The 13207-nt window shown below is 52.8% G+C and carries 11 protein-coding genes; 2 read left to right on the forward strand and 9 right to left on the reverse strand.

All coding sequences use genetic code 11. The features are described 5' to 3' along the window. Window positions 1-151: 151 nt before the first annotated feature. The 5 genes from GQY55_RS16360 to GQY55_RS16380 all read right to left on the reverse strand — a co-directional run bounded on the left by GQY55_RS16360 (window position 152) and on the right by GQY55_RS16380 (window position 6538). Window positions 152-1498, reverse strand: coding sequence for an AraC family transcriptional regulator (locus GQY55_RS16360; protein ID WP_160042946.1), 1347 nt, complete (start codon window positions 1496-1498; stop codon window positions 152-154). After that, window positions 1473-2936: a sensor histidine kinase gene (locus GQY55_RS16365; protein ID WP_236575674.1), complete on the reverse strand. Its 1464-nt coding sequence runs from the start codon at window positions 2934-2936 to the stop codon at window positions 1473-1475. The genes GQY55_RS16360 and GQY55_RS16365 overlap by 26 nt, the downstream gene beginning before the upstream one ends. 2 nt (window positions 2937-2938) lie before the next feature. After that, on the reverse strand, window positions 2939-3928 hold the full coding sequence (locus tag GQY55_RS16370; RefSeq protein WP_160042948.1) for a sugar-binding protein: 990 nt from the start codon (window positions 3926-3928) through the stop codon (window positions 2939-2941). Between the two features lie 101 nt (window positions 3929-4029). Then, complete coding sequence (locus tag GQY55_RS16375) at window positions 4030-5268, reverse strand: ATP-binding protein (protein WP_160042949.1); 1239 nt, start codon at window positions 5266-5268, stop codon at window positions 4030-4032. Window positions 5269-5590: 322 nt separating this feature from the next. After that, window positions 5591-6538 (reverse strand): SMI1/KNR4 family protein, encoded by a 948-nt coding sequence (locus tag GQY55_RS16380; RefSeq protein WP_160043092.1) that lies wholly within the window; start codon window positions 6536-6538, stop codon window positions 5591-5593. Between the two features lie 240 nt (window positions 6539-6778). Between GQY55_RS16380 and GQY55_RS16385 the strand changes: the two genes are divergently transcribed. Further along, on the forward strand, window positions 6779-7432 hold the full coding sequence (locus GQY55_RS16385; protein WP_236575658.1) for a cell wall hydrolase: 654 nt from the start codon (window positions 6779-6781) through the stop codon (window positions 7430-7432). A 109-nt stretch (window positions 7433-7541) separates the two neighbouring features. On the opposite strand, the gene GQY55_RS16390 is transcribed toward GQY55_RS16385, so the two are convergent. The 3 genes from GQY55_RS16390 to GQY55_RS16400 form a co-directional block, all read right to left on the reverse strand. Continuing rightward, a complete protein-coding gene (locus GQY55_RS16390) occupies window positions 7542-8282 on the reverse strand; it encodes a Bax inhibitor-1/YccA family protein (protein WP_160043093.1) in 741 nt (246 codons plus the stop codon). An 82-nt stretch (window positions 8283-8364) separates the two neighbouring features. Continuing rightward, the gene (locus GQY55_RS16395) at window positions 8365-9360 is read right to left on the reverse strand and encodes an SseB family protein (protein WP_160042951.1); all 996 of its coding nucleotides are present in this window, start codon (window positions 9358-9360) and stop codon (window positions 8365-8367) included. Window positions 9361-9507: 147 nt separating this feature from the next. Continuing rightward, complete coding sequence (locus GQY55_RS16400; RefSeq protein WP_160042952.1) at window positions 9508-10554, reverse strand: bifunctional transcriptional activator/DNA repair enzyme AdaA; 1047 nt, start codon at window positions 10552-10554, stop codon at window positions 9508-9510. Window positions 10555-10747: 193 nt separating this feature from the next. Here GQY55_RS16400 and GQY55_RS16405 point away from each other — a divergent pair, with 193 nt between their 5' ends. Next, entirely contained in the window at window positions 10748-11437 is a 690-nt protein-coding gene (locus GQY55_RS16405) for a YdeI/OmpD-associated family protein (protein ID WP_160042953.1), read from the forward strand. A 296-nt stretch (window positions 11438-11733) separates the two neighbouring features. Here the strand turns inward: GQY55_RS16405 and GQY55_RS16410 are convergent, their stop codons facing one another. Next, the gene (locus GQY55_RS16410) at window positions 11734-13197 is read right to left on the reverse strand and encodes a protein adenylyltransferase SelO (RefSeq protein ID WP_160042954.1); all 1464 of its coding nucleotides are present in this window, start codon (window positions 13195-13197) and stop codon (window positions 11734-11736) included. Window positions 13198-13207: the final 10 nt, after the last annotated feature.

The following is a 13207-nucleotide window of genomic DNA, read 5'->3' on the forward strand; positions in this document are numbered from 1 at the left end:
ATGCCTTCACTTATTTGCGTTATGCAAGCATAAATTTGCCCCCAGGTCTTCTAGGACGAAAAGTCCTTGAGCACTAGCACATTTTTGACCGCCGATAACAAAAAAGTCCATGCCTTCCGGCATGAACCCTCTCCTGCAGTCGGTTCCACATTTAAGACTGAAGCTGGATGCGGTATTCCGATGGGGAAACTCCCGTTACCTTTTTAAAAACGCGGCTGAAATAATTCGGATCCTTGTAGCCCACCGCATAACAGACCTCTTTCAGGCTCAAATCCCCGTTTTTGATCAAGTCCTTGGCCTTGTCGATGCGAAGCCGCGTTACGTAATCGATAAAGGTTTCCCCGGTTTGCTGCTTGAAAACTTTGCTGAAGTAATACGGATTCAAATGAACGTGCTCCGCGGTGTCTTCAAGCGAAATCTCCTCCTGGAACCTGTCGCGTATATATGCCAGCGCTTTATCCAGCATGTTCGTCGTGTTCTGCTCCCGCTCCTCCCGAATCTGCCTGATCGCCAGCTCGACGTACGTGCTCTCTTCCGGTGGACCCCCACCGTTTACTGGTTCCGTTTCATTTCCGCTCCGTTCGGCCGTTTTCAGATCCTCAAACCGGTACAAGCTTCCCCATTTGTCGTCGAATTTGGAGGCAAACACAGCCTCATAATAAGAGCGCCGGATCCCTGCCGTCCCGCTTTGCACCGACCCGATGCCGACGGAAATCGTAATGCCGCATTGATCCGCGAGCGCTTCGGCAAGCTTCGTGCCTAACTGTACCGCGCCTTCACGGACCGCGTCGACGCCGGCGTGCGGATTTACCAGCAGAAATACGGCCATATGGCTGTGGACCATGGAACTGACGACGGCGCCGCAGCGGTCTTTGGCGATATCATGCGTGTACGTTTTAACGGTATCGTAGGCCTTTTTCTTCCTGTCCCCGATTTCCGGAAAAGCAAGCACGATCGCGCAGCCCTTGTCCACGGACAGCTTCAAAATATCCGCCAGCTGCGAGACCTCCGTCTCGTTAACCTGATCGGACATCAGATGCAGCGCCAGTTCCGTTTCCGCAAGCGGCAGCAGCTGAAAAAACTTGTCCCGGACCGCAAGCTGCTCGTTCCGATCCCGCCGGTCCTCCGCGATTTCATCCACGAGCCGCTTCAAAACGGCCGCGATTTGATCCCGCTTGGCGGGTTTGACCAAATACTCCTGCACGCCGAGGGACAAAGCCTGCTTGGCATAGTCGAAATATTCGTAAGCCGTAATCAGTACCATTTTAACCTGGGGATTCTGTGCTTTGATCTCCCTTAGGGCGTCCAGCCCTTGAATGCCCGGCATTCTGACATCCATCATGACGATATGGGGATGGAACTCGGCCGCCTTCTGAATCGCCATCCGTCCATTTTCCGCGTGCATGATCCGGAACGTATCCGGCATCATCCGATTGACGATCCATTCGATCCCTTCCCGCTCCAACGCCTCATCATCGGCGATCAACAGGCGATACATGGTTTTCCTCCTTTCCCGAACGGGGTATCCGCAGCACGACCGTCGTCCCCATTCCCGGCGCGCTTTCGATGCGGACCAGATCCTTTCTGTCGTAAAAAAGCTCCAGCCGCTTGAAGACGTTGCGCGTGCCGAGCCCGGTGGAATGGCCCGTTTTGCCCTCCTCCCCGTCCTTCGGAGGTTTCTCGTCGTAATGGAGCAGCGAATCCCTCACTTCCTCGGTCATGCCGGCTCCGTTATCCGATATCGACACCCATGTCTCGTCGGATTGGCACTTCACAGCCAGCCTGATCACGGCTCCCTCCTCCATGCCTTCGATGGCATGCACAAAGACGTTTTCGAGGATCGGCTGCAGCGTCAGCACCGGCACCAACACATCCAGACCCGCTTCATCGACGTCGGTTTCAAACCGGATCCGCTCCCGAAAACGAGCCTGCTGGATGATGAAATATTCCTTGGCATGCTCCACTTCATCCCGCAGCGGCACCGGACGGTCCAGCTTTCGCAGATTATAGCGCAGCAGGTTCGACAGGGAGACGGTAAGATCGCTCGTTTTTTCGGCGCCTTCGATCAAGGCCAGCTTCGACAGCACGTTCAAGGAATTGAACAAAAAATGCGGGTTGATCTGGTTTTGCAGCACCGCAAGCTCCAGCTCTTTGACCAGACGGTCCTTTTCAAGCCCTTCCTTTTCCTTTTGTATGAGCTGCTTCAAATTCTCCTGCATTTGCTCGAATGCATCCGCTAAAATACGAAACTCGTCATGGGCGCCCATTTGCGGCGGAACGGCTTCCAAATTGCCTTCGGAAATCTGTTCCGCCGTTCGGACCAGCCCCTGGATCGGCTTCGTGATCCGCAGCGAAATCCAGTAGGCAAACACGAGGCTGATCGCCGTATTGGCCACAAAAACGGCCACTCCCCAATGGTTCATCAAATCCGTCTGCGTGAGAATTTTCCGGTAAAACGGCTGGTAGTAGCTCAGCTCTTGATCGATCAATTGGTAAGCCTGCTCCTGAATGAAACTTGCCGTCGTTTCCGCTTCGGCGTAGAAAGGGGCATACGCAAGAGGCGTCCGGCTCCCAAGCGCATCCAGCACGCTTTTTTCCTGCGAAATGAAAGTATCCAGCATATGCCGGTAACTCCGGGCGGCCAGCTCCGCGGCAGCGACCGGCTGCTGGGCCGACAGGCTGGCCTGCAGCGCCTTCAGCTCAACGTTTTGCCGTTCGAAGTCGCGAAGGCTGCCTGGGCTGCGATCCATAATGTAGACGTTGACCGCCCGCAGATTCTCCCGGGTTTTCTCGTCGATTTGTTTATATAATAATACCCGATCCAGCATCATATTATAGCTTTGCTGCACGGTCCGCCCGCTTTGAAAAATAAAAAACGATACCGCGTTATTTAATATAAAAAGCAGCGGAATGACGATAAACAGCATCCTGCGCATGTTCACGGGCCGCTCCCCCCGGTCTGCACGGACTTGCGGTCCAGAAGGGTGGTCGGAATGAAAAGCTGCGCGGGCAGTTTTTGGCCTTGAAACCATTGAGCAAGCAAACGCACCGCTTGACCTCCGATTTCCAGCGGCTGCTGCACGATGGATGCCTCAATGTCCCCGTCGGCGACGCCCTTCCGGGTCGCCTCCAAATCGTCAAAGCCATACACGCGCACGCCTTCCTTGCCCGCCGCCTTGATCCCCTCAACGATTCCTCCGGCATCCAACGAGCTGAACCCGACGATCGTGCCGATCTCTCCATGCTGCCGCAGCATCGCTTCCGCCTGTTCGGCCGCTCCGATCCGCGAAATGTTGGACGAACGGACGTCCACGACTTCATATCCGGCGGCCGTTGAAATGACGGACCGGAAACCCTCGAGCCGTTGCCGCTGGTTGTCCGCGAATTCGCTGCCGACGATGACGCCGATTCGGCCCGATCCGCCCGGATGGTTCAGCACCAGTTCTCCCATCCGCCGCCCCGCTTCCCTGTTGTCCGTGCCGACGTAAGCCAGACGGCGGCTTCCCGGCTCATCCGCATCGACGGTCAGCACCGGAATTCCCTGATCGACCGCTTTGGCGATCAACCGGTCATATTCGGCGTTTCCGACGCCCTGTATCAAAATGCCGTCCGGTTTCGCGGCAATCGCTTTCTCCAGCAGCCTTGCCTGTTCCGCAGGATCGATCCGGATCGGCCCCGTATAATCGATTTTCATCCCCAATTTTTGCGCCGCTTCCGCTGCTCCCTGCTCCATTTCCCGCCAGAACGGGTTGTCCAGCTCCTGCGCGATCAGAACGATATGTTTGGCGGGCTGCGCCGCCGGTTTGACCGGTCCCATCCGATGGATCAAGTCGTCCACCTTCGTCGTGGAAGCAAAAAAACGAATGAGGACATAACCAAAAATAAGAACGACCACGACCAGTCCGATCGACCACTTCCGGTTCGACATGCTTTACCCGACCTTTCTTTCGGCGCACCGTTTCTATCGTTAACTTGCCCATTCCAATAGTATATCATGAAGCGCCGCAGCCTGGTTTCGTGAGCAAACCTTCACGTCGGGATCGTGATCAGAAACGTCGTGCCTTTGCCTTTTTCGCTTTCAACCTCGATGAATCCTTTCAATTTGTCGACGGTGCTGTAAACCATGAGCATGCCAAGGCCCGTCCCTTCCTCTTTGGTAGAATAATACGGTTTGCCGAGGCGGGATATCTCCTCTCTCGTCATTCCGACGCCGGTATCTTGAATGCGGATGACGATGTTTTGCTTTTTTTCCGAAATATCGATGGACAGCGTGCCGCCGCCCTTATCCCTCATCGCTTCGATGCCGTTTTTGTACAAGTTGATGAGGCACTGCTGGACTTGATTCCGGTCGTAATGCTTTTGGAGCGAATTGTTAAAATGGAACTCCACCCGGACTTTATGAATGGACGCATACGGCATGATCACGTTTTTGGTGTACTCCAGCTCCGTGCTCATGTCGGAATAGACCATGTTTTCGGATTGCGGCTTGGCAAACGAAAGGTAATCGCTCACGATTTTTTCCGCCCGCTTAAGCTCCTGCAGGGATAATTCCACGTACTGCATCTCTTCCGGCCCGATGGTTTTGGACTTGTTCAACAGCTGCAGAAAACCGCTGGTCACCGTCAAGGGATTGCGGATTTCATGGGATACGCTGGCCGCCAGCTCGCTGACGACCTTCAGTCTTTCCGACTGCATGATCCGGTCGCGGTTTTTCATGTTGGCGATGATCTTTTCGATCAAAATCATGAGGATAACCATGAATATCACATACGTTGTCAAGGCATTGAGGACGAGGATCCAAAATTGCTTGTTTAACGCCCCTTTGGCAAAGCTGAGCGTAAGCAAGTAAAACCCGGTCGTCAAAAATGAGGCGATCGCAGCCCATAAAATGCGTCCTTTGGAGCTTAGCTTCAGAAATTTGGCGCTATAATACGGCACGATAACCATCATCGTCGTCGAAAAAAGAAAAGACTGCATCGTTCCTTCCCCGCCGACGTAAAGCCGGTACAGATTCAAAATGATATATAAAAGGAAAACGTTCCGGTACCCTCCATACAGAGCCACAATGAGAAAAGGGATGTATCTTAAATCGACAATAAACCCAATGCTGAGCTGGATCGGCATCGAAATGCAAAGAATCATCGACACCGCCGACAGCAGAACAAGGACTTTGCCGTGAGAGGCGTACGGACGGTTTTCAAAGAAAATGAGAAAAATGACGACCGGAACCAATAAAAACAGGAAATTCAAAAGCAAAGTTTCAAACAACGGCTGACTTCCTTTCGAACTTTTGGTAGCTTGTTGGACATCGATCCGTTTTAAATCATTACTATAAGACCTTACGCCAAACCGATGTTATAAGTAAAGTTAAAAATGTTAATTTATGTTTACTTTATTATGGCAACGGCCATCGTGCAACGTTTCGCTCAGACGGCCGCATCCCGTGCCACTTCTTTTTGCAGGCAGGCGCAAAAAACCGCTCCAGTCCTGGAGCGGTCTCGCCGCGATTGTAAAGCCGATTCATATTGATTCGAAAAAGAAGCAATGTCCGCGCCTTCTCTTCTCGTTCCTTCCCGGCTTTGAGTGCATCCTAGTGAACCAATCCGCCAATAAAGGCTTCGAAGTTCGGAGCCAGCTTTGTTATTTTATAATTCTGCGCTTTATCCACGAAGATCACTTCCGGCTCGCCGTCATTGCCCGACGGGCGATAGTCCAGCATGACGATGCCGGATTCCGAAGGACAATGGCAGATCGCGACGCCAAATTCCGGATATCCGCCGTTTTCGATTGAATGCCTGCTGCCTTCGGCGCCGCATAGCGAATAGGTTTTCTCCCGGCCAATCCCCATGATGCCCGAAATCGTAATGTACCCCGCTTCTCCGGACTCGGCTCCGCCGATCGGGAAACGACGGTTGCGGGGAATCCCCCCGTTATGCTGTTTCATCATGTCGATATAAGAGGCGGGCAGCTTAAACACCAGCGATTCTTCCACGGAAGCGATCAAATCGTCCGTCGGCGGATCGGATATATACTGTTCCGCGCCGTCCGCATGGTCATCCCAAAAACCCGCCGGGTCGGAATCGGTGGCCTCGACGGGAACGGCGGCGACAGCAGCGGCTGAAGCGGCGGGTTCCTCCACGGGCTCCAAAACGGGTTCGTCTGCCGAATCCTCGTCCGGCGAAGGCTCCGCCAGCTTTTGCCGAATGGACTCCAGAAACTCCAGCGTATCCTCATCGCCCGGATCCAGCTTGTCCGCAGCTTCAAACTCCCGCAAAGCATCTTCGTACCGGTCCAAATAATAATAAGCGAGCCCTATCCGGTAATGCCAAAGCGGATCGTCTGTTCCTTCTTCGGCTACGGTCAAAAACTGCCCGACCGCCTCTTCGTAACGTCCGAGATTGTTCATCGCCCTGCCCAGTTGGCCGACCAACTCGTAATCCCGTTCTTCCTCCGGAATCTCCGCAATCGCATCCACGATTCGCTCGAATTCGTCCTCTTCATGCCATGCTTCCAGCTGTGCCAAAAGTTCGTCGCTTATCATGATATCCCCCTTTGAAAGCCTTTTTCAGATTATACCATTTTGAAGGCGGGGGGCTCCAGCGCGCGGGGATGGATCGATCGGGAAATGTACAGGATTACCTTCCCGACACGAAAGAAAGAATGGTAATTGCTATTTATTTTTACTTTGCGTGGCAAGGTCTCCCAGACTTTTTCCAGTTTATGCCTTTGTCCTGTAATCTGCGGCACATTATAATGCATCCTAAAGGAGATGATGTCAATGAAAGCTTATAAGTGGAAATTATTCGCTATCTTTATCGTCCTCTTTGTCGTTTATTGCTCAGGTTGGGAGGAGGACAAGGCCGAGGCGGCTTCCATTCTCAAACCGGGCAGCGAAAACCGTGAAGTCCGGGATGTGCAGTATCGGCTAAAAACGTTGGGCTTTTATGACGGGGCGCTTGACGGAAAATATGGTCCAGGTACGTCGTCGAGCGTCATGGCATTCCAAAAGGAATACGGCGTCAATCCAGACGGAACCGTAGGGCCCGCAACATGGAGAAAGCTCAAGAAGTACACTTTAAGCGAAAGCGAAATGGAGATCATGGCTAAAATCATCTATAGCGAAGCCCGCGGAGAATCCTACAAAGGACAGGTTGCCGTCGGAGCCGTCGTGATGAACCGGATCCAGTCGGACGATTTTCCGGACACGATTCAGGGCGTCGTGTTTCAAAAAAACGCGTTTACCGCCGTCAGCGACGGACAATACGGGATGAAGCCGAACCGAACGGCTTACCGCGCCGCCCTCGATGCCGTCCGCGGCTTTGACCCGACCCGCAACTCCCACTACTACTACAATCCAAAGACGGCGACTGACAAATGGATCTGGACGCGAACGCCAACCATAAAAATCGGCCGCCATTTATTTGCCAATTAAATCGTACGAATTTGCGGGGCTGGAGGATGCAGCCCCCAAAAAGAAAAGGCCGCATCAGCGGCCTACATTGCCGGGTTCCCCCGGGCAATACATTTTGATGTTTATTAACTTAATCCCGGCTTGCCAGCTTCGAAAGCAGGCGGATGATTTCCACGTACAGCCATACGAGGGTCACCAGCAGCCCGAAAGAGCCGTACCATTCCATGTACTTCGGAGCGCCCTGCCGGGCCCCTTCTTCAATAAAATTAAAATCGAGCACGAAATTCAGCGCGGCAATAATGACGATGACCACCGAAATTCCGATGCCGATCGGCGTGCTGTCATGCAGATACGGGACCGTCACCCCGAATAAACCGAGGATGAAGCTAAGCAGGTACACAAGCGCGATTCCCGCCGTGGCGGCGAACAGTCCTTTCTTGAAGCCCGCGCTGGCTTTGACCAACCCGGTCTTGTACACGAGCAGCATGGCCAGAAATACGCACATGGTCAACAATGCCGCCTGCATGGTAATGCCGTAATATAAAGATTCGTAAGCTGCCGATAAGGCCCCTAAAAAGAAACCTTCCCCAATCGCATAGATCGGCGCCAAAAACGGTGCCGTTGTAGGCTTAAAGCTGATAATCAGAGCCAGAACCAAAGCCCCGATCGCGCCGCCGATCATGTACGGGTACATATCGTACCCATTAAAAAACATCACCCAGGATACGACCGCCGCCCCGATCAGAAGCGCCAGCAGCATAAACGATTTGTTGACCGTTCCGCCGATCGTCATGGTTTCTTGCCCATTGTAATGCCCGGTTTTCTCGAACGTTTTTTCGTTAAGCGTCGGATTTCCGCTGCGACCTATCAAATTCATTGCCTCCCCAAATATTTTTACTGCCATTCTAGCATATGTTGGGATATATTGGGATATACAAAAATATCATTTAGGATCATTCCCGCGCCCCGGCTTCATTTCGTTCTCTAATATAAGCTTCGATGACCTTCTTATTGTTCTCGTCGATCCGAAGCGGGATCCCGGCGCAATTGACGACGATGCCGTTCATGGTTTCGGACAAGGCCAAAAGGTCGCCGAAAGCGGCGACATTGCTGCTCCACACCGTTTTGTCATAAACCTTCTCGAATTCGGGCCAATCCGTAAACGCCGGCAGCCACGTCGAATCGTTTTCGGCACCCAAAACGCCAAACCGGATCTCCGTTCCTTCCGCGATCGTTTTAATGCCCTGCTCATCGGAAGGTGCCGGCTTTTTTTCTAAAAGCTGCATCGGCAGCAAATACTTTGCCTGCAGGACTTCCTCAAGCATTTGCCCCTCGAGCGCATGAAGAAGCTGTTTATCAGCTTCGCCGTCCTGACGAGAATGCAAGGTTTGAAAAAAACGGATGAGCGCATGCTGCAAACGGGGATTGGTGACGGGAATGTTGATTTCCGGAATGCCGGTCCAGTCCGGCGGCGGCAAAATATCGTCCCTGTCGATTTCGATATGGTATTGCCCATTGTCCAGAAGGACTTTGGAGAGGCCAAGGATATGAAGCTCTGCGAAGGTTCCGAGGATTTCCTCCCGGCCGATTTTTTTCATCTCGAGCATCAAAAGCTGCTGCCGAAAATAATCCTCCGCGCTCGCGGCATATTGCTCGTTCGAAAACATCCATACCCGGTCATCGGCATCGACGTAGGGGTAGTTCGTGTGTTTGTCATAGGCGAGATACAGCGCTTCGGCATCTTTGACCTTTTCTTTCAACACGGTGAAAAATGCCTGTATTTTCTCATCGGCATCCTGGCCGGTTAACGTCTGCTCTTTCCTGAAATGCTTGGCGGAATGAATCAAAAATATTAATTCCTGGATCGCCAGCTCCCTGCATTGCTCCATTGCTATCGGTCCGTTTAACAAAAATTTCACTCCGACTGCATTTTTTCTTTCTTCGTTCATCGATGCGCCGCCCCCTTCACGTGTTTGCCTCATTATAGCTTTATAGCGACGTATATGAAAAGAAACGCCCGGGTCCTATTAAAACAAAAACAGGCGAAATATCGCCTGCATGTAAGGATTTATGCTTACTACATTGTGGCTTGCGTTTTAATTTCCTTGCTTTTCGTGGTTAATAAGCCACTGTTTGCGCGTCAGGCCGCCGCCATAACCGCCAAGTCCGCCATCGCTGTTGATGACCCGATGACAAGGCACGATGATCGCAAGCTGGTTCATCCCGTTGGCTTGGGCAACGGCGCGAAAGGCCGACGGTTTTCCGACCGCAGCCGCCAGTTCGGCGTAAGACCGGGTTTCGCCGGCCGGGATGCTCCGCAGTTCATCCCACACGGACTTTTGAAAAGGCGTTCCGAGGTAATGGACAGGCGTCTTGAATTCTTTTGACTTCCCGTCAAAATAGGCATGAAGCTCCTCCGCGATCGACCGGATCGGACCAGCGGAACCAGGGATGATGGCGCATTTTGTTTTTTGCCTAAGCCTTTCAATTTCACGCTCAAGCCCCTTTCGGTCCACGAATTCCAATAGATAAAGCGCTTCGTCGCCCGCAATGGCAACCATGGGCCCCAGTCTCGTATCCAGCCATTCCGCCTTTAGAACTTGGCCGTTTCCGAGCTGGCTTGGAGCCGCGCCCATAATGCGGGAAAACGCGTCCCTGAATCCGCTGCTTGATTCGTAACTGGCCGAAAGCTGTGCATCGATCACGTTCTCACCCTCCCTGATTTGTTTCATGGCCATCCCGATGCGTCTTGCCCGCGCGTATTCAACGAAAGTCATGCCAAACCGTTTTTTGAATTGGCGGCGCGCCGTCGAAGCATCGATCGACAAATATTCAAAATCCCTCTCCTTCCACCGCTTTTCCGGGTTCGCCTCAATGGCCTCCACCAGCATTCGGACGGTCTCCGGGACATGATTCGGGTGGGATAGGGGGCGACATCGTTTGCAAGGGCGAAAGGAAGCCAACAGCGCCTCCTTGGCCGTCTCGAAAAATTCACAGTTCTCGAATTTCGGCTTTCTCGCCGGGCAGGTCGGGCGGCAAAATACGCCGGTTGTTTTGACCCCGACGTAAAACAGACCCTCATATTCGGAATTTTTTTCAATCAACGCCTGATAATATTTTTGTTTGAGCTCGGCTTTAATCATTCCGCCCCCCCCGGTCGGCTTTCAACGCTTGGATTCTGTTTCTTATTATAGTCTACAGGCTCCGGGCCGTCCGCCGAAAATCAGGCATCAATTTTCTAAAATTGGATCGCGATTGTACAGGTTCATGTTCGCCGCCGAAACAGGCTATAATGGATTCAAAGGACATCCGAACAAAGGCAGGAGATGAAATTCAATGTCTAAATCTATCGTAGAAAAGCTTGGCTTGCAAAAGTACGAGCATGTAGCGATTTTGAACCAGCCGAAAGGAATGGATTATTTTGCGGAGTTGAACGGCTATGATACGGCGCTTACGGAGAACGCGTACGATCTTATATTTGCTTTCGTGCTGGATCTGGAATCTTTAAAGGAACTGGTAAACCGCGTAATCGAGCGGAAACTTCTCCAAAGCAACGGCTATCTTTTTGCCGCCTATCCCAAGAAGGGGAACAAAGTATATCCCACATTCATCCACCGCGATGAACTGTTTCCGGGCTTGGGAAGCGACGAAGAAGGATACATCGGGGACAGCGGCATCAAATTTGCGCGCATGGTCGGACTGGATGAGGTTTTTACGGTTGTCGGCTTCAAGCAGGAGGCCAAAGGCAAAGGCAAAGGAAAAGGAAAAGAACAAGCCGCTTCCCGGCCAAGCCAGCGCGTGGACGATTACATTTCGATGATTCCGCGCGTGGAAAAAGATTTGGAAGATGCGCCGGAGCTGCTTGCATTTTACCAATCGCTTACCCAGGGGTACCAAAAAGATTGGGCGCGTTATGTTTATAGCGCCAAGCAGGAGGCAACCCAAGCCAAACGCCGGGAAGAGATGAAGGCGATTCTTCAGGCCGGTTATAAAAGCCGCGACCTCTATCGCAAAGATCATCCTTAACCCCGAAAAACAACCATTCCCTTAAAACATTTAAAACGGGCTGCCACTGCTCAATGGCGGCTTGTTGAAGATGATTGAAATCGGTTAACACCGGCGTATCCCATGATGGAACAATAAAAGCAAGATGTCCGGACTTATGAAAGGGCATCTTGCTTTTTTTGGTTAATGATTGATTTTCCTCGGGCATCGCATTCCATTCCTTAACGCCGATGATCGAACCTCAAATCTCGCTGCCCCGCTGCGTCGCTTGGGGTATGGTTCAGCTTGCGAGTCTTACCGCAGAAAATCGGACTCGATCACGTCCCGCAATAAGTGCGGTAAGGTTTTGCCGACGTAGGCACCGTGCAGTATTCCTCCTGTTCGGCGGCGTACGCGTAGGGGTCAGATAAAGCAGCGAGCAGACGCTCCATCACGCCAAAGTCGCCCCGTTCCGTTGCGGCTTCCAGCGCTTCCTCGACCCGGTGATTCCGCGGGATGACGGCAGGATTGCTCTTTTGCATCAACTGCTTCGAGGATGCCTCCGATTCCTGCTGCCTGCCGCGTCTCGCCTTCCAACGCTCATGCCACTCCGTGAACTCGGGAGCCTTAAACAGTTCCGTATCTGCGATGGCGCCCATGGTTAATGACCGGAAAGTGTTGGTATAGTCCGCACGGTAAGTTTCCATCACATCCAGAAGATCCTCAAACAGTTTTTTATCTTGTTCTTCTTCGTTAAAAATCCCCAGCTTGGCTCTCATGCCTGAAAGCCAATTCGCTTCGTACAAATCCATGTAACCGGAAATTTCCTTCTGGGCCATTTCGACGGCCCGTTCCTGATCCTCATGCAACAGCGGCAACAACGTTTCGGCGAACCGCGCAAGGTTCCACCCGCCGATGTACGGCTGATTGCCGTACGCATAACGGCCTTGCGAATCAATGGAGCTGAACACCGTGGCAGGATTATAGACATCCATGAAAGCGCAAGGACCGTAATCGATCGTTTCGCCGCTAACGGTCATGTTGTCGGTGTTCATCACGCCGTGAATGAAGCCGACAAGCTGCCAGTTGGCTATAAGCGAAGCCTGGCGTTTGATCACTTCAGCAAGCAGCGCAAGATATCGGTTCCCGCCCGCTTCGATGTCCGGATAATGGCGCTCGATGGTATAGTCGGCAAGAACGCGAAGATTTTCGGTGGTGCCGAAATGCGCTGCATACTGATAGGTTCCGACGCGAATATGGCTGGCAGCTACGCGCGTCAGTACGGCCCCCGGAAGCTCCCTTTCGCGGGTGATGGGCTGCCCCGTCGTCACCACGGCAAGGCTGCGGGTGGTTGGGATGCCTAGCGCATGCATCGCTTCGCTGATGATGTATTCGCGCAGCATCGGTCCAAGTGCGGCACGCCCATCCCCGCCGCGAGAGTATGGCGTTCTGCCCGAACCCTTCAGCTGGATGTCCATTCTGTCGCCTAGAGGCGTGATCTGTTCCCCCAGCAGCAAGGCCCGGCCGTCCCCTAACATGTTAAAATATCCGAATTGATGACCCGCATAAGCTTGGGCAAGCGGTGCCGCCCCTTCCGGCACTTGATTCCCGGCCAGCACAGCCACACCGGCCTCGCTTTGCAGCGCCTGAACGTTTAAACCGAGCGTCTCCGCCAGCGAATGATTAAGAATGGCCAGCTTCGGCGAGCGCACGGGAGCCGGCTCGATCCGGGAAAAAAACGATTCCGGCAGGCGGGCATAGCTATTGTCGAAGTTCCATCCTGTTTCGTTATGTGTTGTCATAGACTCTCCT

This window comes from Paenibacillus sp. USDA918EY (assembly GCF_009870825.1).
In the GTDB taxonomy this organism is placed as follows: Bacteria; Bacillota; Bacilli; order Paenibacillales; family Paenibacillaceae; genus Paenibacillus_AQ; species Paenibacillus_AQ albilobatus.

What these genes read in the sequence shown, in the direction of transcription:
- GQY55_RS16405 (WP_160042953.1), top strand. Translation starts at nt 10,748, where the DNA reads ATGTCTAAATCTATCGTAGAAAAGCTTGGCTTGCAAAAGTACGAGCAT.
- GQY55_RS16400 (WP_160042952.1), bottom strand. Translation starts at nt 10,554, where the DNA reads ATGATTAAAGCCGAGCTCAAACAAAAATATTATCAGGCGTTGATTGAA.
- GQY55_RS16365 (WP_236575674.1), bottom strand. Translation starts at nt 2,936, where the DNA reads ATGCGCAGGATGCTGTTTATCGTCATTCCGCTGCTTTTTATATTAAAT.
- GQY55_RS16370 (WP_160042948.1), bottom strand. Translation starts at nt 3,928, where the DNA reads ATGTCGAACCGGAAGTGGTCGATCGGACTGGTCGTGGTCGTTCTTATT.
- GQY55_RS16385 (WP_236575658.1), top strand. Translation starts at nt 6,779, where the DNA reads ATGAAAGCTTATAAGTGGAAATTATTCGCTATCTTTATCGTCCTCTTT.
- GQY55_RS16395 (WP_160042951.1), bottom strand. Translation starts at nt 9,360, where the DNA reads ATGAACGAAGAAAGAAAAAATGCAGTCGGAGTGAAATTTTTGTTAAAC.
- GQY55_RS16360 (WP_160042946.1), bottom strand. Translation starts at nt 1,498, where the DNA reads ATGTATCGCCTGTTGATCGCCGATGATGAGGCGTTGGAGCGGGAAGGG.
- GQY55_RS16410 (WP_160042954.1), bottom strand. Translation starts at nt 13,197, where the DNA reads ATGACAACACATAACGAAACAGGATGGAACTTCGACAATAGCTATGCC.